This window comes from Flavobacterium erigeronis (assembly GCF_054075165.1).
This window is the reverse complement of sequence record NZ_JBSKGP010000003.1, coordinates 335,091-358,498: the sequence shown is the minus strand read 5'-3', so window position 1 is coordinate 358,498 and position 23,408 is coordinate 335,091. Positions and strand designations below refer to the sequence as shown.

Here is a 23,408-nt window from a genome sequence, read left to right as displayed (position 1 = left end):
TTTATAGATAAATCATAATCCTTAAAAATTATGAAAGCAAAACAAATATTCGCAGTTTTGATTGTAAGTTTTCTTAGTTTGCAATGTAAGCAGCAGGAGGAAAAAACTACTGAAAAGGTAACTTCAGAAAAATTTGATCCAGCGATGGAACCTTTGGCTGGACAGCCGTCATTTGACGCGAAACCTTCAACGGAAGATCTTGAATATCAGGTAAAATACCATCGTGCTTTTGAAGCCGTTTTATGGGCGCTTCCTGCGGTAGATATTTATCGTTTTAGAGCAGCGGCAATTGAAGATTTAGGATATAAAGACAATGATATCATAGCATATTCAAAAGTTGCAACGCCAAAATTGGAAGCCATTACAGCAAATAGTTCTACGTCTTATATTACAGCATTCTCAGATCTAAGTAAAGGGCCTACCGTTCTAGAAATTCCATCAGCTGGTGCAGACGGTTCCTTATACGGTCAGATTGTTGACCACTGGCAGATTACAATTGCCGATGTCGGACCATCTGGGCTTGACAAAGGAAAAGCGTCTAAATATTTGTTTACGGCTCCAGATTTTAAAGGAACTGTACCAAAAGGATATATTCATGTAGCTTCGCCAAGTTTTCGTATAGCCTTTGCTTTTAGATCAGTAAGAGCACCTGGAAAATCTGAAAAAGATGCGTATGAATATGCCAAACGCTTAAAAATGTATCGATTAAGCGAAGCGGCAAATCCTCCTGTGCAGAAGTTTATCGATCCCTCAAATCAGCGTTATGCAACATTGCCATTCTTTAACGAAAAATATTTTAATGATGTACAAGCCATTTTTTCTTTGGAGAATGCAAAACCTACTGACAAAGTAATGCTTGGAATGTTAAAATCGTTAGGAATTGAGCACGGAAAAAAAGATTTTAATCCTGATGAAAAAACTAAAAAAGCCATGAATCAAGGCGCTGTTGATGCCTATTATTACTTGCAGCAATTATGGGATAACTATCCAAAATCATGGTTGTACTGGCCAGACAGACATTATGCATCATTAATGCAGGCTGATAAAAATAGGGAGTTTAGTTATGAATACGAAAACACGGTAGATATTGAAGGCAAAGCATTGCAGTATTTTCAGTGCACTTATGTTCCAAAAGTGCTTTCAGATCATCCAGCAACACAATATATTATGTGTATGAATGATTCAAAAGGCAATCTATTAGAAGCAGGAAAAACATACAAAGTAAATGTTCCAGCCAATATGCCCGTAAAACAATTTTGGGCTCTTACGGTTTATGATAAAGCTACGTACAGTTTTATTTATTCGAAAACAAACAGAACAACTTTGTCGACTTATGACCTTCCGAATATGAAAAAGAATTCAGACGGAAGCGTAACTATTTATGTTGGTCCCGAAGCTCCGAAAGGTTTCGAAAACAACTGGATTACGACAAGAGGCAAGCGTCCGATGCCAATGTTTAGATTGTACGGACCGACGGATGAATTTAATAACAAAACATTTAAAATGCCTGATTTTGAAAAAGTTGATTAGTCTGTAAGTTCATCAAGATTTTTCAAAATCATTTTAAATTTGTTTTAGGCAATCAAACGGAATTAAAAACCATCCTGTAAAAGGATGGTTTTATGTGTTTTATAAAAGCTAGTATTGTAACGAGTTAGATTATATGTATCACAAGTATCACGTTTTTCGCCCCGAAGTCAAGCGGGAAGGGCAGTATAAACTTTTTGAGCCTAAAATAATTTAGCTATCTTTGTGAGATCACGCTGCAAATCTGCAGCAATTTGAGCATTTACGCTTCTTTATTTATTTCCTCGCAGTTTTCAGCCCCTTATTTCTGTGTGAAGCTTTATTAATCCTTAAAAGAATAAGATGAAACATACTTTAAGCAAAGGTGTTACTATACCCAGTCTACTATTTATAATCGGAGTCTGTGTTGTTGCGGCCTTATTTCCTTCATTAACCGAAGATCTTCTGGACACCGTTAAAAATTCAATTTTTGTCAATTTAAACTGGGTCTACGTCTGGGTGGTTACACTGGTAGTTATTTTTCTGCTGTGCCTCATGTTCAGCAGATACGGAAATATAAGACTCGGAAGAAACGATAGCAGACCAGAATATTCTTTTTTTTCTTGGGTTTCGATGCTTTTTGCGGCAGGAATGGGAATAGGATTAATGTATTTTAGCGTAGCAGAGCCTATTCAGCATTATTCCAACGAAGTATTTCAGGGAGCAGGGGAGATTAGCAGAGCGAAGAATGCACAGCTTTATACTTTTTTTCACTGGGGAATTCATGCTTGGGCAATTTATGGTATTGTCGGTTTGTCTCTTGCTTATTTTTCATACCGTTACAGACTACCGCTATCGCTTAGAAGCTGTTTGTATCCGCTTTTAAAAGAAAAAATTAACGGGAGATGGGGAAATGTCATCGATGTTTTTGCCCTTTGCAGTACTTTTTTCGGTATTACAACCACGTTAGGATTTGGTGTAGTTCAGATTAATTCGGGACTGAGCCTACTACATATCGTTCCGGGAAACAGTTTTGTTTATCAGATTATTATTGTGGCTGTTTTAGTGTCTATTTCTATTTTTTCTGCGGTAAGCGGTTTAGATAAAGGAGTGCGCATTTTGAGCAATATTAATATTATTGCGGCGTTGGTGCTGCTATTTTTCATTTTGTTTGCTGGACCAACAGTGTTTATCATTGGAAGTTTTACGGAAGGAATAGGAAATTATTTCAGCAATTTTTTTAACCTTACTTTCTCGACACACGTCTACGAGGAGAAAACCCTGCCGTGGTTTTATAACTGGACAATACTTTACTGGGCTTGGTGGATATCATGGTCACCTTATGTAGGACTGTTTATCGCCAAAATTTCCAGAGGCCGCACGATACGTGAATTCATTGCGGCGGTGCTGGTACTGCCAACTGTCTTTAATTTTATTTGGATGTCCGTTTTCGGAAACAGTGCCATTTGGATGGATAAAAACCGTGCAGGAGGAGCATTAAGTGCACTTTCATCAGATCCTGATGTTTTAATGTTCCGATTTTTGGACTATTTTCCATTTTCGGGTTTTGCCAGCGTATTGGTCATTCTTATAATCATCATTTTCTTTGTAACTTCTGCAGATTCGGGCATTTTTGTAATGAACGGAATTGCAACACGAAATGCAAAAGTATCTCCTAAATGGCAGTCAGTTGGGTGGGGAATTTTGCTTGCAGTGCTGGCGCTTATGGTTTTAAATGCAGGAGGGCTTGGCGCTTTACAAAGCATGACATTGATTACAGCACTCCCTTTTTCTATTATAATGCTCTTTTTTATGGTTAGTCTTGTAAAAGCGCTTACCATTGATCTGGAATATTATGAGCGTGAATTTTCGGTTTCGACAGTTCCTTGGTCAGGGGAATTCTGGAAAGACAGACTTAAGGGAATTGTATCTTCTGGCGATAAATCGGCTGCAGAAGACTTTATCAATTCTCATGTGCGAGATGCTTTTGAAGAACTCAAGGAAGAATTCAAAGCTAATAATATTCAAGCAGAACTGCATGTTTCCAGCAATCCAGTAGGTATGGAAATTGAAATTCATTACGATAAAGTAAATAATTTTATCTATGGCGTGAGAGTTCAGTCCAGAGCGGTATCGGATTATGTGGTAACAGAAGAAAATTTTCCTGATTACAAGAGCGCCGACAGTTTCTATCCTGAATCGTATTTTGGCGACGCCAGAGAAGGATATGACGTTCGTCTGTTTACCAAAAACGAGTTGATCAGTGATGTGCTAAAACATTTTGACCGCTTTGTCGAAATCATCTCAGAACACCGCAACGCCATGTTTATCAGCAATAATGCGAATCAGAGAATGCTTTGAGTTCAAACTGCTGTCAGTATATTTTTTCTATTTTTTTGGAATAAATGAAAGAGCAGTTTCAATGTTTTTGATCATTGCAGGTATAATTAGAAAAAGGCTTGAGCTTTTGGTGTTTCAGCTCTGCTATTTTTAACTAATTTTGGACATAGCTTTTAAGACCTTTTGGCAATGACATCACGATTACTATTTCAGCTTTTTCTTTTATTTTCTTTATCTGTTTATTCTCAGTCTTCTACAAAAGAATTAATAGATGAATTAAATACTATTGATAATCATGAAAAGAAGGTCGAATTGTGCCAAAAGATTGGGGTACGACTGCAAAATTCAGATTGGGAACGAGCTGTAAAATACATAGAACAGGCTGAAATTGAAGCAAAAAAAACATCGAATCCAGACGAAACTCTAGCAGCGGTGTACATAACTTCTGGTGAGTTATATGATGCAAAAGATGCTTTGGATATTTCTTTGCAATACTATCTAAAGGCTTATGACATTTATAAAGAAAAAAATAATACAGAAGAAGTAAAAAGGGTCGAGAATAATCTTGCTATTTTATATGCAAAGAGCAACAATCAGGAAAAAGCTTTAAAATATTTTCTGCAAGTCTATAAGTATCAGAAAATAAAAAAAGATCCGACTAAAATGGCAAAGATCTTAAATAATATCGGGACAATTTATCTCGAAAAAAATCTTGATTCTTCTTTGCATTATTATCAAAAAGCATATTCGATAATCAAAGGACTGCGCAATGAAAAGTTGACGGTTTACATTTATACGAATCTGGCAAGGGCTTATTCTTTTAAGAAAGATAATGCAAAAGCAGAACTTTATTTTGAAAAAGCTTTTGCTGCCGCTGATTCTACTTCTGACAACTCATTAAAATCATTTGCACACGAAACCTTTGTTGATTATAATCTGAAGCAGAATAATCTTGACGTGGCAATTACACATGCGAAAGAGGCTTTAGAATTAAATAAAAACAAATCTTTCGGCTTTTCTGGCATGCGATTAAATAAGATGCTTTATGATGCCTATCTGAAGAAACAAGATTACAAAAATGCGGTTTATTATTTTGAACAATACAACAAAATAAGCGACAGCATTAATATCGAACAAAAAGCTGTAAATCTAGAAAGAATCAGGCTGGAGCAGGATTACAAAGTTCGAGGTCAAATACGAACATTAGAAGAAGAAAAAACAAGATTTAAATACTATGTGGTTGGTTTAATATTGGTTGTTGGCATTCTTATTCTAATTATTTTACTGATTCGATATCGAAATAAGAACATTAAAAACCAACTAGAAAAAGAAAAACTAAAAGCTAAACAGCAAGAATTGAAACAAAGTTTAGAAGCCAAAAATATGGTTTTGGTCGGAAAAGCAATGTCAGAAATTCATCGTACCGATAATATCAACGAAATCTTGACCGATCTTAAAATGATTAAACTTAAAACGGTTAATAAAGAATTGCAGCAAGCAATTGATATCGTTTTAAAACGTCTGGAAAAAGATCTTAATACCGATATCTGGAAAGAATTTGAAATCAGTTTTGAACAAGTCCATAAATCTTTCTTTGATAAACTCTCTGTCGATTATCCTTCACTTACTCCAAAAGAGCGACGTCTTTGTGCGCTTCTTTATTTGGATTTAACTACAAAAGAAATTTCTCAAATTACGGGACAATCGTTTAAATCGATAGAAAATGCCCGAACCAGACTTCGAAAAAAATTCGATTTAACCAACGAAAAAGTAAATCTGTCCACTTATCTCAATAGTTTTAAAGGTGATTTAATGTAAAATAATTGTAAAGTTAACTATTTGATAACGTTATGATTATTTTAAAATGAGTGTTTTTTAAGTGCTACATTTTTGGCACTGAGTGTTTTTGCATTAGTCCTTTTTTTCCGAAGCTTATCTCATCGGTCTACTTTTATCAAACTATTGAAATAAATACGTTTGATGAATACAAAGAAAAAAGAAGAACATTCTAAAAGTCTTGATGAGCTTTTAGAAGAAACAAAAACAAAGAAGAGCGCACTCTTAAAAATTCTACAAAAAATAACGAAAGCAAGTTCCAAAAATCAACCGCCGAATTGATTTTTAGGGCTTGCTTTTGTGGTTTTCTGCTAACCATTGTAGCATTTACACTATTAACTAAAGCAGCCTTTAATACTAATTTTAAATTAAAAAAAATGAACCAGATTTACTCTAAAACCAGGTATTTGTTTCTTTTATTAGGTTTCTTAGTCTGTTCCGTCGGAATGGCTCAGTCACCTTTACCAAAAAACAAATCAGCGAATGTGCAGACAGCGGTACAATCGCCTTTTACAGCTCAAAAAAAGGATCAAGTTTCTCAAAAAAACACAGATCAGAATAAGGATCAGGAAGACGCTTCTGCCAATCCTCTTTTGACTCAGAAAAGCGTACAAGGAACTGCTCTTTCTGAGGAAGAAAGCAAAGCAGTTATGAAAAGAGCGCAAACTAGCGAGAAATTTTTCAACAAAAGTCAAAGTGCTTCAACTGCAAAAAATGATCAGAGTGCAGACACTACAAAAGTGAAATCTTTTGCCAAATCTGCTAATTTGACTATTCAAAATATATTTGAAGTTAAAAAAACAGACTTTGAATTGTCAAGTAAAGACAAAATGCAGTTAAAATCGGTTTCGGCTAAGCACGGCAGAAACTTAGCAACTTATCAGCAAGTGCATAATTCTGTTCCCGTAGAAGGAGCGATTTATAAAGTAAGGGATAATAAAACTAAAATTGATGCTTTTGGGTACATCAGTAAAAAACTGCCAGCAAACAGCAGCTATAAAGTAAATGCGTCGGCCGCATTACAAAATGCTTTAAATACGGTAAATGCTAAGGAATATGTTTGGCAGAGCAAAAAATTATCTTCTTTAGTCCATGAAAAAATCAGTAAAAAACCGCAAGGTGAACTGGTATATGTAGGTCCTAATTTTTCTTCTGAATTAACGGAATACCATTTAGCTTGGAAATATGACATTTTTGCTACAAATCCGCAATCAAGCCAGACGATTTATGTAGACGCAAACACAGGAAAAGTTATTTTAAAAATAGACTTAAGCCGTGATGTGCATACGGATAAAGTAAAAACGGCAGGTGTTTCGCCATCTACAGGAAAAGCAAAAGCGAGATATGCCGGAAATGTAACTTTTGGAACCAAGCAATATGCTGATGGTTATAGATTGGAAACAGATCAAGGTAAATTTGCTGTGCCAATTTATACTTTAAATATGAATCATGCCGATTTTCCATCAGATGATGTCCTGACAGAATACATTGATGAGGATAACAACTGGAATGATTTATACAACAAAGATCACGATGAAGCAGCGATCGATATTCATTGGGGATTGCAGAAAACAATTGATTATTACGAAGAAAAATTCAACCGAAATAGTGTTGATGACAAAGGAATGACCATTTTTGGTATTGCGCATTTAGGTACAAATGTAGAAAACGCTTCGTGGACAGGCGGTTGGGCGCAGTTTGGAGATGGAGATAATACTCCATATGTAAGTTTAGGTATTACTGGACATGAGCTAACGCACGCTGTAACGCAGTTTTCGGCAGATTTAATTTATCAAGGTGAATCGGGCGCTATGAACGAGTCTTTTAGTGACATATTTGGTGTTTCTATTGAATTTTATGCCGGAAAAGACAGTAAAAATGATATTTGGCTTTTGGGAGATGAGTTATATTCTCATGGAAGTTTAAGAAGCATGTCTGATCCGAAAGCGCAAAATCAGCCGGATACTTACGGAGGAACAAACTGGGCAAATCCATCAAACACAGCTTATGATAATGGTGGTGTGCACATTAATAGCGGTATTACCAATTACTGGTTTTATCTTTTAGTAGAAGGTGGAGAAGGTGTAAATGACCTTAACAACAGTTATAGCATTAAACCAATCGGTTTGGCCAAAGCAGAAAAAATTGCTTATGTAACGCTTACAGAATACTTGTCGCCATCTTCAAACTTTGAAGACATGCGCAGAGCAAGTTTAATGGCTACAGAAGATTTATATGGTTTAGGTTCTGAAGAATATAAACAAGTAACCAACGCCTGGTATGCTATTGGTGTAGGATCTGCGTATTCAGATCAACAATTTTCACTGGTTAGCGTAGAGCAAGCTTCTTTACCATGCGGGCAATTAAAAGGAGACGAACCTTTTTATGTAACCATAAAAAATACAGGTACTACCGTAATCAAAGCAGATGAAACTTTAAACTTCAAATTGAGGCTTTTGGCTAATGCCCTTGGAAATCTGCGCACTATTTACAGTGATGAAGGAACGGTTCTTTTTGCTAAAGATTTGGCTGTTGGCGCAGAAACAACATTGGCAATTAAAAGCAAGATACCTTATCAAGTTGGAGGCCCTATCAACTATGTTGAGATAAAAATAGATCTTAATTCAGTTACTGATTTTGACAAACAAGATGGCTATTCTTTTGTTTCGCAAATTGTAGTTCCGCTTGCTGAAAAAGATTTTGATCTTAAAGCAACATCTCTAAAAATGCCTGACTATTCAGGAGATATGTTGACAGCAAATCACAAATTAGAAATTACGCTTTTAAATTTAGGCTGTCAGGATATTCCAGCTGGAACGCAGCTAAAAGTGGGATACGCTAACACAAAAGCCGGAAGTACGACAATCTGGAAAGATGTTACTTTACAAACGGTTTTTAAAGGAAAATCAGAAATTACAATTCCTTTTGACGAAACTGTAGATTTGTCTGCTGCAGGTCTTCATACATATGAAGGTTATGTGACATTTAGCCAAGATCCAGTTACAACAAACAATAGTATACTAAATGCCTCTTATAGCGGTATTGTAGCTCAATTTCCATATGCTGAAGGTTTTGAAAGAACACCAGGCGGATGGAACACTAAAGCATTAGGAGGAACACAAAAGTTTATTTTCCAGAATTTTGCAGCTTCGTTCAGAACTACTAAATCACAATATATGTGGGGAATGGTAGATTTTAAAACGAATGAAAAAATGGGGCTTAATTCTGATTTTGTATTAGAATCTCCAATCTTTGATTTTACAAATGTGGTGTCTCCGTACGTGGAGTTCGATTTATACTATCTTTTTCATAAAGGTTACGACGGTTTAACTGTAGAATATTCTGAAGATAAAGGTCAAAACTGGAAAAAAATTGAAAGTGTAAATTACCCAGAAACAATTCATGCCGATGAAACAGAAACCGGAGGTTGGTTTACAGGAGTAAATACGGTTTTGAGAAAAGATCCTTATCAAATTCGTTTAAACGAACTTGCAGGAAAAAAAGTAGCGATTCGTTTCCATGTAAAATCAGACGATTATTATGATGGATTCATTGGCGGATTTGTAGATAATATTTTGGTAAGCAATGCACCTTATGATTTAGAGATTCTTTCGGCAAAATTAGACGCTGGAAAATGTACTATTAATAACAATAATGCTACCGTAAACGCTACGATAACGAATAACTTTGCTACTGAAAATCAGATAGTAAATGTTACAACAAAAATTCTTGATGCGGCAAAGAATGAAGTTTTTTCAAAAACAGAAAAAACAACATTAAACTTTACTAAGTTTAAAGATACTATCAATTACGCTATTCCTAATATTAATTTACAAAATATTGGAGAGCACACTATTTCGGTTTCTGTTTTCCCAGAAGATATGGCTACAGATCTAAAACCAGCCAACAACTCTTATGTTTTTACCTACGATAATTGGAATAATGAAGATCAAAAAGTAACTGTCCTTCCATACAAAATGGATTTTGAAGATGCTACTAAATACAAAGGCTGGAGAACTTCTGAAAACAAAGGATCAGCAGGATGGAAACACGGAACACGCCCAGATTTAGGTTCTCCGGGATGGTTCTTAGAAGAGCATACCAAATTTATGGCAAGTAATGACGATAAATGCAATTGCGATGCTGCAAATGACATGCTTGTTTCTCCCGTATTTGATTTGACTAATTACAAAGAAGCACACTTATCATTTGATGGTTTTGGAGATGGCCAGCATCTTTCAGACGGTTACGTGCAAGTAAGTACTGATGGTGGAGTAACATGGCAGGAAGTATTTCACATGCCTTATTATGGTGCATGGTTTGGATATAATGTTGACTTAAGTGCTTATGCCGGAAAATCGTGTGTAACAGTTGCATTTGTGCAAAAAGACAATGGCTTATTTGCTAATGGTTTTGCTGTTGATAATATCGAAATTACACCAACCAAAGAGTATTTAAAGTTATCGAATCTTGTCGTGGCAGAAAGCGTATATCAAGATGCACCGACTCATGAATTTTTTATCAATGCTAGAAATGACGGTTATAAAGAACTTGATAAAATCACTATTAAATATCAAATCCTTCAAAATGGAAATGCTGTTGGTGAACCAGTTTCATCTGAAAAAATAGCTGCCATCAGAATGGGCGAAACTCTTGCTTATAAAATAGCCGGACTTCCTAAATTAGAAGCGGGCAGTTATGAGATTAAAGTGCAGGCAAGCGCTGACGGGCAAACAAATGCTAACGCAAAAAGTTTGACTGCTGCTTTTGAGGTTATTGCAAAAGCACCAGAATTGAGTAGTGAGAATTTCTCGAATCTAACACAAGGTTCACTATTTGGATCAAAAGGATTTGTATCGAATCAAAGTGACGAAAATTATCCTTGGAGAGCAGTTCCGACGACTGACAATATCAATTTGACTCTTCCGAAGAATGATCGTACTGGAGATACAGGAGGAAAACTATTATACAGTCAGTTAGAAGGCAATTCTTATTATGGCGAATTAATTTCTCCGCTTTATAAAGTAACAGGAAATACTACAATATTAGAGTTCTATTACGCATTGCAGAGTAATGTTAATGATGCTTTATTGGTAGATATTAAAGAAGTTGGCGGTGAGTGGAAAGAAATATGGAGAGCTACCAGTCAAGGCACTTATGTTGATACAGAATGGCAAAAAGCAGCATTAAATATAACCAAATATGCAGGTCAGTCTGTGATGTTCCGTTTCAGACACGCTAAATCGGATGGATATTCTTATTTGGTGTTAGATGATTTAAGCATTAGAACGGAAGCGGTTTTAGATATATCGACTCAAATTTTGTCACCAAAAGATATCTGCGGCAATAGCGAAGTAAAAGTTAAGCTTACCAACGAAGGGCAAACTGCAATTAAAGAAAATTCGATTCAGTTAGATTTAGAATATTACAATACATCAGAAAAAATTTCAGAAGCCATTGCATCGGGAATTCCTGTTGGCGGAAGCATAGAATATACTTTTATCAAACAGCCTAAATTGGATGATTCTGGAGATTCTCATGTGTTTACTGTAAATGCAAAACTTGAAGGAGATTTGATAGCACAAAACAACATCGTTAAAAATTATGTGTATCAAAATGTATCATCAGATTTCAAAATATTTGACAAACCTGAAATTCATGCCTATGCAGGAACTGCAGCATACCTAAATGCTGAAACTAATTTCTTAGACAAAGAATTGGATGTTACTTCATACAAATGGAATACGGGTGAATCTTCTTATGATATTGATGTAAACAAAGCAGGAGATTATACTGTAACAGCAACGCTTAAAAATGGCTGTATTATTACTGAAACCGTAAAAGTTGTGTTTGATACTTTCGAATCTGAATTAGTAAGCGGTGCTGTTTGTGGGCCAGAAGTAGTTTTAAACCCAGGAAATTATAAATCGTATGAATGGTTTGACGGATCGACAGAACCAACTTTCACGACAAAAGAAAGTGGCGATTATTATGTGACGGTTTATAACGAAAATGGATTGGGCAGAATCTTATCTACCACTATTTCGATTCTTGAAAATAATGTAGTTCCTGAAATTAAAGTGCTTAGCGACAAAAAACTAACAGCTTCGGCTGATGCAGTTTCTTACCAATGGTTTTTAAATGGTCAAGCCATTCCAAATGCTACAGAAAAATCAGTTGTTACTATTTGGGAAGGAGAATACAGCTTACAGATTACGAATGCTAATGGCTGTAATAGCATGTCGACCGTATTTGATTCTAAAGGAATGCTTTTAGGAAAAATAACAAATCCTTTTAGAGTATTTCCAAATCCTGCAGTTGACAATGTAAATATCTTTTTAACAGAAAAAGTAGAAGGAGAAGTACAGATTAAAGTTTATGCCATGAATGGAAGCACAGTTTCAGATAAAATCTACGCCGCCATGCCGTCAAGCATAAGTGTAAGCGGATTAACGCCAGGTGTGTATATCTTAGATTGCACTACATCAGGCAAAAAATATTCTGCTAAAATTATTAAAAAGTAAGAGACAGATTAGGTAACTCTCTTTTTTGGGAGTTACCATTCTTAAAACAAAAAGGCTATGAAAAAAACAATGTTAGTTTTATGCGCATTATTCCTAAGCGGGGCAGCTATAGCTCAGGATCAAAAAGTGAAACTAGGAATAAAAGCGGGTTTAAATATGGCAAACCTTAGCGTTGATGAAAGCGAATTAAATTCATCAGACAAAACAGGATTTACCGCAGGTTTAATGGTTGAAATTCCACTTGCAAAGAAATTCTCCGTACAGCCGGAATTATTATACAGCCAGCAGGGATCTAAATTTTCTTATTCTGATGCAGAAGTAAGCAATTCTAATTTTAAAAGTACGATTAAACTAAGCTATTTAAACATTCCTGTAATGTTGAAATATTATGTTACAAAAGGTTTAAGCGTACAGGCGGGACCTCAAATTGGCATTCTTTTAAAATCAAATAATGAATACCAAGATAATTTCTTAGGATACGATAATAAAGAGAGTATGAACCTGAAGGAATACTCAAGCGGAATAGATACTTCGGTTAACTTCGGTTTGGGATACCAATTTAGAGATAAATTTTATGCAGATGCAAGATATAATCTGTCATATTCAAATGTTTTTAAAGAAAGTGATGTTAGTTATTTTATCAATAGCGATATGAAAAATAGAGTTTTTCAAATAACGATAGGTTATTTTTTGAATTGAGTAATTAGTATGATTCTTTCTATTGGTAAAACCACTCTTCGGAGTGGTTTTATTTTTTCTAAAAGTGCAGATTAACGCTGAAACTTCAATTTTTATATTCAATTCTGATAGATCCGACAAAATGATGCTTTGCGAGATTCCTTTTTTAACTTATCTTCGCTGATTATACATTTCCAAATACATTTAAATCCTAAAAATCTAATCTGTGAAAAATAATCATGATGCTGCAGAAGAGAATCAGCTTAAACGCGGACTAACGAACCGTCACATTCAGTTAATTGCCTTAGGCGGATCTATAGGAACAGGCCTTTTCCTCGGCATTGGTCCAGCAGCCGTATTAGCGGGGCCATCTGTTATCTTAGGCTATGCCATTGCCGGAATTATTGCTTTTTTTATTATGAGACAGCTTGGCGAAATGGTGGTTGAAGAACCTGTTTCAGGAAGTTTTAGCTATTTTGCCTATAAGTATTGCGGTTCTTTTGCGGGTTTTGCATCGGGTTGGAATTATTGGATTCTGTATATTTTAGTCAGTATGGCCGAACTTACAGCGATTGGCGTTTATGTCCAGTTTTGGTGGCCTGAAATTCCGCTTTGGGCATCGAGTTTATTTTTCTTTCTGGTTATTAATGCGTTGAATTTTGCGTCGGTAAAGGTGTACGGAGAAACAGAATTTTGGTTTTCCATCATAAAAGTGGTTGCTATTATTGCTATGATTCTTTTTGGAACTTATCTGCTGGTAAGCGGAACAGGAGGGGAGCATGCTTCGATTCATAATTTATATAATGATGGAGGTTTCTTTCCGAAAGGCTTCTTCGAAAAAGCAGCAAATGGAAGCTTCCAAGGTTTATTGTCTGCAATGGCTTTAATTATGTTTTCTTTTGGCGGTTTAGAACTAATCGGAATTACCGCAGCTGAAGCAGAAAATCCAGAAAAAAACATTCCAAAAGCAACCAATCAGGTTATTTATAGAATTCTGATATTTTATGTTGGCGCATTGGTTATCTTATTTGCATTGTCACCTTGGCAACAAATTACGACAGACAGCAGTCCGTTTGTAATGGTTTTTCAAAATTTAAACGGAATGGAATTTGAGCTTTTTGGCAACAAAATATTCTTTACAAGTCTTATCGCCAATGTGTTGAATCTAATTGTACTTACCGCTGCTTTATCTGTATACAATAGTAGTGTTTACAGCAACTCGCGCATGTTATTTGGATTAGCAGATCAGGGAAGTGCGCCTAAGTTTTTAAAGAAACTAAACAAACATTCGGTACCCGTTAATGCTATTTTAATTTCATCTTGTTTTGCCGCGATCTGTATTTTAATTAATAAAATAATGCCAGAAGAAGCTTTTGGTATTTTAATGTCTTTAGTAGTGTCTTGTTTGGTTATTAATTGGGTTATGATTTCGTATACGCATCTGCAATTTAGACGTGCAAAAGACAGAGAAAACACCAAAACGAAGTTTGCTTCTATATTTTATCCCGTAAGCAACTACATCTGTTTCATATTCTTATTGGGTATTTTATGCATCATGTGGATGACGAATATGAAGATATCTGTAGAGTTAATTCCGATTTGGCTTGTGATTCTTTTTGTGTTTTATAAGGTTTTTAAAAATAAAAGATAAGTAGTTTTAACATCCCATTTCGTTAGAAATGGGATTTTTTTTCATCATTCTTTCTTCGAGTTGTGTTACCCTCGCTAGCGCGAGCGTCTCGCTCGTGACACGCAACGTAAATCAACGACAGCACAAGCGTTTTATTTTTTTAATGTAAAGCATTTCCCTCGCTAACGCGAGCGTCCCGCTCGTGAACATAAGCATTGCGTGCACGAGCGGGACGCTCGCGTTAGCGTAATAGATGACAAGCGATACATATCCTCGCTCGTGCACTCAACGTAAATCAACGACAGCACAAACGTTTTATTCTTAATGTAAAGTATTTCTTATATTTACTCAAAAAAATATTAATGAGTAGGAAATATAAGTTTGGAGAAAAAACGGGAGCATACTTTATAAGCTTTGCTACTGTTTATTGGATAGATGTGTTTACTAGAGAAGAATATTTTGGAAATATAATTGAGTCATTAGATTATTGCCGTAATCATAAATCCATGGAAATTTACGGCTATTGTATCATGCCAAGTCATATCCATTTAATTTTTAGAGCAGGAAATGGAGATCCTTCAGGTCTCATACGCGATTTTAAAGGATTTACTTCTCGAAAAATGCTCAAAACAATTGAAGAAAATCCGCAAGAAAGTAGAAAAGAATGGATGCTTTGGATGTTTGAGAGAGCTGGTAAAAGAAACAGTAATGTAAAATTCAGGCAATTTTGGCAGCAGAATAATCAGCCTATCGAAATTTGGTCTTATAAAGTTTTTGAACAGAAATTAAACTACATTCATAATAATCCTTTGGAAACAGGTTTTGTTACTAATCCTATAGATTGGAAATACAGTTCTGCAAGGAATTATGGTGACAATGATCAAACTGTTTTAGAAATTGATATTAATTTATAATCGTTGCGGGCACGAGCGGGACGCTCGCGCTAGCGCGGAGAGATAAATCTTAAATTGAGATAAGAAATGAAAAAGATATATATAATCTTAGCAAGCTTTATTTTTTTATTTTCAGCTCATTATTATTATTGGCAAAATAGATATGTAAAACTTCGGCCAGTTCTTCCAAGGGAGGTCATAAATGGTCCTGTTTTTTTTTCAAATTTATTTCATAATCAATTGTATAGAATTGCAAGTCCTAATGAAGTCTCACAAAATTATTATAAAAATATAAGATATGTTTTAGAGCGATCGGGGCAAGAATATATTATGAAAAATGGGAATATCTACATTAAGTTTAAATACGTAAACGACATGGAAATGATATGGAATTACACAACTAGAGCTACTGATTCTCATTGGTTTAAATTAAAAAGAGAAATGGACAGTGTTAATGGAGATATAGAAGAAAAAGAAGAATTAGATAGAATTATTAAAAGGGTTCTTAAAGTAAATTTTTGATCAGGAAGTTCTTAAAGAAAGCGGTAATTATTATTACAACTTTTTTCAGGACGAGACGGATAGGTCACAAGCGATACGTTAACAAAAACTACGCAAACAACCAAAACCCAAAAGATTAACAAAATTTTCGGATAAGAATAAAAACCATTATACAAAAACAAACGTAAATAAGCTGATTATAAGTTTTATAGAATATAAAAAGAATAAAATGCGTTACAAAAATATCCTTCTTGTAGATGACGACATTGATGATACCGAATTGTTTTTAGAAGCTCTGAATTCTATGCAGACAAATGCTGTATATCGTACCGTATCAAATCCTAAAACCGCTCTTGCGGAATTAAGAAATGCAGAACAGCTTCCTGATCTTATCTTTTTGGATTATAACATGCCTATGATAAACGGACTCGATTTTCTAAAGCAGATGAAATCAGAAAAGAAATTTGAGCAGATAGAAGTAGTTTTAATTTCTACTCCTCCTGAGGAATTCATGTATGCATGGCTTAAAAAAAATGATATCTCTGTTGAATACATTTCGAAACCAGATAATTTTGATGAAATTAAAGAGATGTTCAGTAGATTTGTGAAATAAACAAATTCTACTGAAAATATCAGACATCAAAAATAAAAGTTTGTTTTGTAGCTAACTTTTCGATTTCATATTATTTCATCAGACTTTTACAAAAATTGAGTTTGTTAAGATTTAAAGTGAATCTCATTATTTTACAAACGAATGACTTGATTTATAGAGCCGAAAAAGGATTTTATTTCATTTGTAATTTTCTGTTATTTTAGTACATTTATTCAAATTTTATTTTTGTCAAATAAGTGATGAAACGAATAGAATAGAATGAAACCAGAACTTACAAATCTAAAAAAATTGCGCGACATGCTCGCTTTTATGAACTTACCTGTTTATTCTTATAATGAAACAGATGATTTTGCTATTTTAAAAGTGCATGAAATGGGGTTAGAAATGCCTTATTTAACTCCCACATTTAGGCCTGATTTTTACACCTTAATGATCGTACTCGATGGAGCAGGAACTTTAGTATCGGGCAACGAAGTTTTTGAAGTAGGACCTGGTAATGTTTTCATGAAGCGTCCAGATATTTATTTCTCCAGTGGTTGGACCGAAATGAAGACTGTTTATAATATTAGTTTTAGCAGAGAATTTATAGCAGATATTCTGCCATTCGGAATGGAAGAATTTTTGGAAATGGACAACAGCAATGGCTTAAATTATTTATTTAACCAAGAAGATATTAAACGATTTGAAGACATTTGTCTGGAAATTTATGCAGAAGCAATTTCTATGACTACATTTAAATACGAAATGATATCAAACCTTCTTGTCAATATTCTTTTGCTCATTCAACAACATCAAAATGCTGTTGAATTGGCAATTCAGAACGAAAAGCATGATGTTATATTTACTGCTTTCTGCAGAAATTTGGATCAGAATTTCAACGGACTTATATCTGGTGAAACAGATGTAGTATTGAGGCTTCGGGAACACGCAGAATTATTAAACATTACCGAAAACAATTTGTCTAAAATAATAAGCAAAAGTTCAGGCAAAACCATTAATCAATGGATAAATGCAAAATTGATTGATGAAATAACCTATCTTCTTAAAAATACAGATAAGTCGATGAGCGAAATAGCTCAATTGTACGGTTTTCGTGAACTAAAACAATTCTACAGCTTTTTTAAAAAACATACTAGTAAAACAGCCATTTCAGTAAGAAATGATTTTAATGCATCGCAAAATGAATTGACACATATTTATAAAGGTGATATTGTAAATATTCGTCCGAGTTGGTAAAATAGAATAAAAAGAATTTGGATGATTATTTTAAATCGAAGCGCTGGATAATCTATTACTAAATAATACTGAATGCTCCTTTTTCTTAAATCTTGAGATTTTTTTTTCGATATTCCACAGGAGAAAGCCCTGTGTGCTTCTTAAAAAATATACTAAAATAAGACATGTATGAAAATCCCAGCATATAGGAAATCTCTTTTATTGAAAAACGAGAATCTTCCATTAAAATTTTAGCAGTGCTAAGTGTTTTTTCAGCTATTAATTGTCCGCCTGTTTTTCCTGTTTTTTCTTTTAGAACACTAGAAAGATAATTTTCATGAAGCTGCTGCATTTCTGCGTAGTCTTTTATATAAAGCGTTCTGTTTACCTTGCCTTTTAATAATTGGTCGTAATGATATTCTAAATTTTGTGTAAAATCTTTCAGAATGTCCGGATTACGGTCTGGCGAAGTATGAATTTTATATCCTTCCCAATACTCCTGCTTAATTTTTAATAAGAATCGGGTCAGTAGATTAGCGCATATTTTTTTCTGTAAAGGAGAATCTCTTTCAAGTTCCTGAACAATAAGAAGGAGAATTTTTTTAAGTTCAAGTCTAAATTCTACAGAAGTTTGCAGAGGAACTTGTCTTTCAAATAACAAAAAGGGAAAAGTTTTATAAATCGATATTCCGGCATATTTAGAAATGAATTCCTCGGTAAACAATAAGCCATAAGATTCCTGAACCGAATACCACGTTAATTGCTGTAATTCACCAGGCTTGTTTACAAAAAACATTCCCGGTTTGACTGTAAACTGCTGCTTGTCGACAATAATTTGTCCGTGAGCTTCTATAAGAAATCCTATTGAAAAAAAGGTAGTATAAAATAGAGGAGTGCTCCACGGAAAGGTGTGGTCTCTGTGCAGTAACCGTGAGTTTACAAAAGAAAATTCTTCATCTCCCAAATGGCCATTTGATAACCCGTCATTTCCCATGATTTCTACAGTTTCGTAAAAATCAGTGAATTTTGGTTTTTTGTCTTTTTCCATTTTCTAAATAATTTTAATATTTAATAATTATGTAAAGATTAAAGATTGTGAGGCAGTTTGGTTAGAAAAGGGAAGAATTGTCATGAATTTTTTTAAATAGTTTTTTTAATGATTTATTTGGTCTTAACTATGTTTTGTGATTAGAATTATTTATTAAAAATTCTTTCCTAACAGCACTTGGAGCAATTAAAGTGTGAGACTTAAAATAGCTGTAAAAAGAATTAATATCATTAAAAGCAAATAATCCCGCAATTTCTTTGATCGATTTATCAGAATGTTTGAGAAGATAGTTTATTTCATCAATGAGTTTCTCGTTTATCCAATCATTGATAGTTTTGTTTGTAGAATTGCTTACTACTTTACAAAGATGATTTTCATTCAGATTTAGCAGCTTTGCATGTTCTTTGGTACGCATTATAGAAGCATTTTTCCCTTTTAGGAGACTATTAAAATTTTCTTCAAGGTTCTGACGAAAAGCGGTTACAATCGGGGGATATTTATTGGTTCTGGTTTCTTGTTTTTTTCTTTCCTGTGATTGCAATTGTATTAAAAACAAAAGATTAAGAGTAAGATTAGAAATAAGTTCTTGTTTATAGGATAAAACAGAATTTGAAAGTGCATAGATTTCAAGACATGTTTCCTCAAAATAGAGCATAGTTTCTTTTGTTAGGGGTTCAATATAACCATTACTCTTATCTGATTCTAGTATTGCGTCGATGCCTTCGGGTAAATATTCTAAAACAAAATCTTTGCTAAAACAGATATTGTAAACCTTGGTTATATTGGTCCAGCTGCTGGATAAGAAGGAGTCTGGTTTAGAAATAAATATATGATTAGAGCGAAGTTCAAAAGTTTCATTCCCCACTATGCAAGTTCCAGATCCTCTTACGACAATGGTTAGATTATAAAAATCTGGACGAAAAGTAGGTGATTGGCAAGGAGTATGTATTCCCATTTCATGTAACTTCAAAACAACAAAATCTGTATTGTTGAGATAATTATCCGGCAGCTTCATAAATGCCAGACAATCATTTAGTTTACTTAAAGTGGTTAATTGCGGTATCATTCTAATGTGCTTATATACAATTTTTTAAGCCTAAAATTGCGTTGTTATTTTTTTCAAAGTTGCGTAAAAAAATAAAGATAGGCAGGTATCAATTCGGACTTAAAATTATAAAATTTAAAGATTTTGACCTCGGTGGATACTTTTTTAATAGACATACAAAAGCCCTTGTAGTCTGTTTCTTAAATAAAGCAAAAATCAGGTAATTTCTATTCTGCTATTTTTTTAATCTTTTTAAAGTGAGTCAATTACTTCTAAAGGAGATGATCTTTTCTTTAAAAATTGTAAAAAGAACACAAATCTTGGATTATTATAATTTTTAGTGATTTTTTCACAGTTAGTAAATCTTTCTACAGCTATAATTTTGCTTCAGATAATAAAGGATTGAGTTGCTTCAGTATTTATAAGTCTCAATAATTTATCTATAAAACACTGCTTTCGTCGATATCAAATAACCAACAAATAACTTAGACATGAAAAAATTTCCAATACCACCATTTACACTGGAGACAGCTCTAGAAAAAATACAGTTAGCCGAAGACGCATGGAATAGCAGAGATCCTGAAAGGGTTGCTCAGGCCTATACCATAAACAGCGAATGGAGAAATCGTCATTTATTTATAAACGGCCGCGAAGAAATTATTGATTTTCTGTCTAATAAATGGAAGAGAGAACTGGACTATAAGCTGAAAAAGGAATATTGGGCACATTCTGATAATCGCATTGCTGTGAGGTTTGTGTATGAATATCGAAATGCAGATGGACAATGGTTTAGAGCTTACGGAAATGAAAATTGGGAATTTGATGAAGATGGATTAATGAGAAAAAGATATGCCAGTATTAACGATTTGCCTATAAGTGATAGCGACAGAACGTTAATTTGATTTTTAATAGTAAATAATTAATTAACCCTTATAAATTAAAATTATGAAAACGAGTTACCACACAAGAAAAATCAACGGAGTGGAGATTTTTTACAGAGAAGCAGGAGACAAACAAAAGCCAACATTAGTATTATTGCACGGTTATCCAACCTCATCACACATGTTTCGCAATTTGATTAATGATCTTGCAGATGATTTTCATCTAATTGCTCCTGATTATCCTGGTTATGGAAGAAGTGAGCAGCCGCCATTGGCCGATTTTGACTATACTTTTGAAAATTTCAGCGTTATTGTAAAAACATTGTTAGATGAATTGGAGATCAAAAAATTCAGTCTTTATTTAATGGATTATGGCGCACCAGTTGGTTTTAGAATTGCAAGCAGAAATCCGGACAGCATTGAAACGTTGATTGTACAAAACGGTTGTGCTTATGAGGAAGGCCTTGAAACTTTCTGGGATCCGTTTAGAGCGCTTTGGAAAGACAGAAATGACAAAGAAGCGGCGGCGACACTAAGTACTTTTCATGCTCCAGATGGACTAAAATGGCAATATACACATAACGTTCCAGATGCATCGGTAGTTTCGCCAGACAACTGGGAAATTGATTTAAGACACTTAGAACGTCCAGAAAATGGTGACATTCAATTGGCACTTTTTTATGATTACAGAACCAATGTACCCTTGTATCCGGAATGGCAGGAATATTTTAGAACATGCAATCCTGAAATGCTGATCGTTTACGGAAAAGATGATTATATTTTCCCAGGTGTAGGTGCTGAAGCGTTTAAAAAAGACGTGAAGAATCTTGAATTTCATTTATTCCCAACAGGACATTTTGCACTAGAAAGTTTTGGAAATGAAATTTCTGCTCTTATAAAAGATTTTCTTAAAAGAAAAACAACAAAAAATTAAGCATTTAGAATTTAGAATAAATGACTAATACATCTATCGTGGAGCAAGCAAATACAGTTGTTCATAAAAGCATTAGTATAAACGGAACGGAAATTTTTTACAGAGAAGCAGGAGATAAGGCAAAACCAAATCTATTGCTTCTTCATGGATATCCTTCGTCGTCACATATGTTTCGGAATGTTATTCCGCTTTTGTCTGAACAATTTCATATTCTTGCTCCCGATTTACCAGGCTTTGGATTTAGCGCTGTTCCATCAAAAGACGAATTTGAATATACGTTTGAAAATTTTGCAGTAATCATAGCAGGTTTTCTGGACAAACTAAATATTACCAAATCAAGCTTTTACCTTTTTGATTATTCTGCGCCAATTTTGATGCATTTAATTATGAAAAATAGAGTGGAAGTTGATATGCTTATTTTTCAGAATGGGAACATATACGAAGAAGGCCTTGGAGACGGAATTAAAAATGCTATGATGCTGTTTAAAAATGAGACAGCCGAAAATAAGGCAAAATTGGAAAAACTGGTAGAATCCGAATATATTAAATGGGAATATCTCACAGGCGTAACCAATTTGTCTAAGATCGCTCCCGAATCGTATATGTTGGATCAGTTTTTAATGCAGCGAAATGGTTTAAAAAAGATTCATTTAGCAATTAAAAAAGATTATGGAAATAATCTCGCTTTTTATTCGGCATGGCAGGAAAGAATTAGAAAATCACAATTTCCGACATTAATCGTTTGGGGGGAAAATGATGAAGTGTTTAAAAAGGAAGGAGCATTGGCTATTCATAATGATCTGCCGGATTCGAAGCTGGTTTTTTATCCGACTGGCCACTTTACCTTAGAAGAATTTGGAGTAGAAATTTCTAGGGAAATTATCAGTTATCATAAATCAATAAAACAACACTAAAAATGGAAAATTATCTTCAATATGCGTTGTTATTTTTAGCTGCGATAGCAGGTGGAGCGGTAAATGCTTTTGCCGGAGGAGGCGGATTTATAGTATTTCCAAGTTTGGTTTTAAATGGAATAAGCTCGATAAGAGCTAATGCCATGACTTGTGTATCGATGTGGTTCGGGAATGTGGCGAGTGTTAAGGCATTTAAAAACGATATTCAAATAATGCCAAAAGATCTGAAAATTTTATTGGTAATAAGCGGAATCGGAGGTTTATGCGGCGCATTTGTAATGGTTATGACAGATCCTGAAGTTTTTAAGTCTTTGGTTCCTTATTTTCACCTTGTATCGTGGGGAACATTTGCTTTTAGTAAATCCATATTGAGCTATTTTCAAAAAAGAACTACAGGAAACGGACATTTTGAATATACGCACAAAAAGCTGATACCATTGTTTTTGATTAATTTTTACGGAGGTTATTTTAACGCAGGAATAGGAATTATGATTCTAACACTTTTTACCTTGTATGGGATGAAAGAACTCAATGAAATGAATGGCTTGAAAGTTTTGATGGTTACTGTAAATAACGGAATCGCAGCGCTGTGTTTTATATTTTCGGGCTTAATAGATTGGAAAATAACAGCTATTTTGACCATTGGGGGAATCATTGGAGGCTACTATGGAGCAGTATTTTCAAGACATATGAATCAGGAACTGGTCAGAAAATTAATTATAGTGATCGGAGGATTAATAGCGGTTTACTTTTTTACCATGTAATCTTTCACTTAGATATAAATTAGTAATTTATTAAAATGTAATCATTTGATATAGTGTAGATTACTTAGTTTAAAATTATTATCTTT

Annotated in this window: 16 protein-coding genes; 14 read left to right on the top strand and 2 right to left on the bottom strand. The window is 34.2% G+C overall.

Features of this window, described 5'->3' with window-relative positions; all coding sequences use genetic code 11:
• Positions 1-30 precede the first annotated feature (30 nt).
• The 10 genes from ACWA1F_RS08140 to ACWA1F_RS08095 all read left to right on the top strand — a co-directional run bounded on the left by ACWA1F_RS08140 (position 31) and on the right by ACWA1F_RS08095 (position 17,757).
• Positions 31-1,530, top strand: a complete 1,500-nt coding sequence (locus ACWA1F_RS08140; protein WP_456893134.1) for a DUF1254 domain-containing protein — start codon at positions 31-33, stop codon at positions 1,528-1,530.
• Between the two features lie 339 nt (positions 1,531-1,869).
• Positions 1,870-3,867 carry a BCCT family transporter gene (locus ACWA1F_RS08135; RefSeq protein WP_456893132.1) on the top strand — a complete coding sequence of 666 codons (1,998 nt, stop codon included), beginning with the start codon at positions 1,870-1,872 and terminating at the stop codon, positions 3,865-3,867.
• Between the two features lie 168 nt (positions 3,868-4,035).
• Complete coding sequence (locus ACWA1F_RS08130) at positions 4,036-5,664, top strand: tetratricopeptide repeat protein (protein ID WP_456893130.1); 1,629 nt, start codon at positions 4,036-4,038, stop codon at positions 5,662-5,664.
• Positions 5,665-6,059: 395 nt separating this feature from the next.
• Positions 6,060-12,206 (top strand): M4 family metallopeptidase, encoded by a 6,147-nt coding sequence (locus tag ACWA1F_RS08125; protein ID WP_456893128.1) that lies wholly within the window; start codon positions 6,060-6,062, stop codon positions 12,204-12,206.
• Positions 12,207-12,263: 57 nt separating this feature from the next.
• On the top strand, positions 12,264-12,905 hold the full coding sequence (locus ACWA1F_RS08120; protein ID WP_456893126.1) for a porin family protein: 642 nt from the start codon (positions 12,264-12,266) through the stop codon (positions 12,903-12,905).
• 205 nt (positions 12,906-13,110) lie between these two features.
• Positions 13,111-14,535 (top strand): amino acid permease, encoded by a 1,425-nt coding sequence (locus tag ACWA1F_RS08115; protein WP_456893124.1) that lies wholly within the window; start codon positions 13,111-13,113, stop codon positions 14,533-14,535.
• A gap of 341 nt (positions 14,536-14,876) precedes the next feature.
• Positions 14,877-15,428 carry an REP-associated tyrosine transposase gene (locus tag ACWA1F_RS08110; protein ID WP_456893122.1) on the top strand — a complete coding sequence of 184 codons (552 nt, stop codon included), beginning with the start codon at positions 14,877-14,879 and terminating at the stop codon, positions 15,426-15,428.
• Positions 15,429-15,494: 66 nt separating this feature from the next.
• On the top strand, positions 15,495-15,929 hold the full coding sequence (locus ACWA1F_RS08105) for a hypothetical protein (protein WP_456893120.1): 435 nt from the start codon (positions 15,495-15,497) through the stop codon (positions 15,927-15,929).
• A 208-nt stretch (positions 15,930-16,137) separates the two neighbouring features.
• On the top strand, positions 16,138-16,521 hold the full coding sequence (locus ACWA1F_RS08100) for a response regulator (protein WP_456893118.1): 384 nt from the start codon (positions 16,138-16,140) through the stop codon (positions 16,519-16,521).
• Between the two features lie 258 nt (positions 16,522-16,779).
• Positions 16,780-17,757: an AraC family transcriptional regulator gene (locus ACWA1F_RS08095; RefSeq protein WP_456893116.1), complete on the top strand. Its 978-nt coding sequence runs from the start codon at positions 16,780-16,782 to the stop codon at positions 17,755-17,757.
• A gap of 85 nt (positions 17,758-17,842) precedes the next feature.
• Here the strand turns inward: ACWA1F_RS08095 and ACWA1F_RS08090 are convergent, their stop codons facing one another.
• Positions 17,843-18,784 carry a helix-turn-helix domain-containing protein gene (locus tag ACWA1F_RS08090; RefSeq protein ID WP_306155514.1) on the bottom strand — a complete coding sequence of 314 codons (942 nt, stop codon included), beginning with the start codon at positions 18,782-18,784 and terminating at the stop codon, positions 17,843-17,845.
• A 127-nt stretch (positions 18,785-18,911) separates the two neighbouring features.
• A complete protein-coding gene (locus ACWA1F_RS08085) occupies positions 18,912-19,850 on the bottom strand; it encodes an AraC family transcriptional regulator (RefSeq protein ID WP_456893113.1) in 939 nt (312 codons plus the stop codon).
• A 470-nt stretch (positions 19,851-20,320) separates the two neighbouring features.
• Between ACWA1F_RS08085 and ACWA1F_RS08080 the strand changes: the two genes are divergently transcribed.
• Genes ACWA1F_RS08080 through ACWA1F_RS08065 form a run of 4 tightly spaced genes read left to right on the top strand, consistent with a single transcriptional unit; the run spans position 20,321 to position 23,322 of the window.
• A complete protein-coding gene (locus tag ACWA1F_RS08080; RefSeq protein WP_456893111.1) occupies positions 20,321-20,731 on the top strand; it encodes a DUF1348 family protein in 411 nt (136 codons plus the stop codon).
• Between the two features lie 43 nt (positions 20,732-20,774).
• A complete protein-coding gene (locus ACWA1F_RS08075; RefSeq protein WP_456893109.1) occupies positions 20,775-21,644 on the top strand; it encodes an alpha/beta fold hydrolase in 870 nt (289 codons plus the stop codon).
• 20 nt (positions 21,645-21,664) lie between these two features.
• Positions 21,665-22,558 (top strand): alpha/beta fold hydrolase, encoded by an 894-nt coding sequence (locus ACWA1F_RS08070; protein ID WP_456893108.1) that lies wholly within the window; start codon positions 21,665-21,667, stop codon positions 22,556-22,558.
• 2 nt (positions 22,559-22,560) lie between these two features.
• On the top strand, positions 22,561-23,322 hold the full coding sequence (locus ACWA1F_RS08065) for a sulfite exporter TauE/SafE family protein (RefSeq protein ID WP_456893106.1): 762 nt from the start codon (positions 22,561-22,563) through the stop codon (positions 23,320-23,322).
• The last annotated feature ends 86 nt before the right edge of the window (positions 23,323-23,408 follow it).

Excerpts from the sequence above, each read along its gene's own strand:
- ACWA1F_RS08085 (WP_456893113.1), bottom strand. The coding sequence starts at position 19,850 with ATGATACCGCAATTAACCACTTTAAGTAAACTAAATGATTGTCTGGCA.
- ACWA1F_RS08125 (WP_456893128.1), top strand. The coding sequence starts at position 6,060 with ATGAACCAGATTTACTCTAAAACCAGGTATTTGTTTCTTTTATTAGGT.
- ACWA1F_RS08100 (WP_456893118.1), top strand. The coding sequence starts at position 16,138 with ATGCGTTACAAAAATATCCTTCTTGTAGATGACGACATTGATGATACC.
- ACWA1F_RS08090 (WP_306155514.1), bottom strand. The coding sequence starts at position 18,784 with ATGGAAAAAGACAAAAAACCAAAATTCACTGATTTTTACGAAACTGTA.
- ACWA1F_RS08135 (WP_456893132.1), top strand. The coding sequence starts at position 1,870 with ATGAAACATACTTTAAGCAAAGGTGTTACTATACCCAGTCTACTATTT.
- ACWA1F_RS08110 (WP_456893122.1), top strand. The coding sequence starts at position 14,877 with ATGAGTAGGAAATATAAGTTTGGAGAAAAAACGGGAGCATACTTTATA.
- ACWA1F_RS08070 (WP_456893108.1), top strand. The coding sequence starts at position 21,665 with ATGACTAATACATCTATCGTGGAGCAAGCAAATACAGTTGTTCATAAA.
- ACWA1F_RS08105 (WP_456893120.1), top strand. The coding sequence starts at position 15,495 with ATGAAAAAGATATATATAATCTTAGCAAGCTTTATTTTTTTATTTTCA.
- ACWA1F_RS08120 (WP_456893126.1), top strand. The coding sequence starts at position 12,264 with ATGAAAAAAACAATGTTAGTTTTATGCGCATTATTCCTAAGCGGGGCA.
- ACWA1F_RS08130 (WP_456893130.1), top strand. The coding sequence starts at position 4,036 with ATGACATCACGATTACTATTTCAGCTTTTTCTTTTATTTTCTTTATCT.
- ACWA1F_RS08065 (WP_456893106.1), top strand. The coding sequence starts at position 22,561 with ATGGAAAATTATCTTCAATATGCGTTGTTATTTTTAGCTGCGATAGCA.
- ACWA1F_RS08095 (WP_456893116.1), top strand. The coding sequence starts at position 16,780 with ATGAAACCAGAACTTACAAATCTAAAAAAATTGCGCGACATGCTCGCT.
- ACWA1F_RS08075 (WP_456893109.1), top strand. The coding sequence starts at position 20,775 with ATGAAAACGAGTTACCACACAAGAAAAATCAACGGAGTGGAGATTTTT.
- ACWA1F_RS08140 (WP_456893134.1), top strand. The coding sequence starts at position 31 with ATGAAAGCAAAACAAATATTCGCAGTTTTGATTGTAAGTTTTCTTAGT.
- ACWA1F_RS08080 (WP_456893111.1), top strand. The coding sequence starts at position 20,321 with ATGAAAAAATTTCCAATACCACCATTTACACTGGAGACAGCTCTAGAA.